The sequence below is a fragment of the Anaerotignum faecicola genome, assembly GCA_024460105.1.
Taxonomy (GTDB): domain Bacteria; phylum Bacillota; class Clostridia; order Lachnospirales; family Anaerotignaceae; genus JANFXS01.
Genome location: JANFXS010000187.1, coordinates 1 through 491, shown reverse-complemented (window position 1 = coordinate 491; position 491 = coordinate 1). Strand labels below are relative to the sequence as shown.

At 42.4% G+C, this 491-nt stretch carries 1 protein-coding gene; it reads left to right on the top strand.

Translation table 11 applies throughout. From position 1 onward, the window contains the following. Positions 1-290: 290 nt before the first annotated feature. Positions 291-491: replication initiation factor domain-containing protein (locus tag NE664_13445; protein MCQ4727637.1), on the top strand; the 201-nt coding region annotated here is incomplete at its 3' end.

The following is a 491-nucleotide window of genomic DNA, read 5'->3' as shown; positions in this document are numbered from 1 at the left end:
GGGGCTGGCTGGAAGGGGCACGTCCCCCAGACGTGTTCGGACAGACAGTTCCTTTTGGAAAGGGAACGCCTTTAGGCGTTCGTAAAGGGCGTATATGTAACACCGCCCTGCGTATACATGTCATAGTACCTAGAAACTGTAATAAATAAAGGAAAAAACACAATTTTTACCCCGCAAAAAAACGGGGCATACGAAAGGAGAAATGCACTATAACTACACACAAAAATTTATCCGTTAAGATTGATTACATCAGCATTGTATTTGAAACGGCAACCGCTGAAGATGTAATCATGCACATTTTAGATTTACCGACTGACATTTTCAATGTTTATCCAGCAATGATAAAATTCAAGACTTATCAAGCACGCTGGCAGATTGGAGATATTTATGTATCGGGGGACGCAAGAAAGACAGAGGACAACCCACAAGGGTTAGGCTGTTATCTTGTTATGACCGGCAGAGGTTGTGATGATATTTTCCGTATTCTCGAC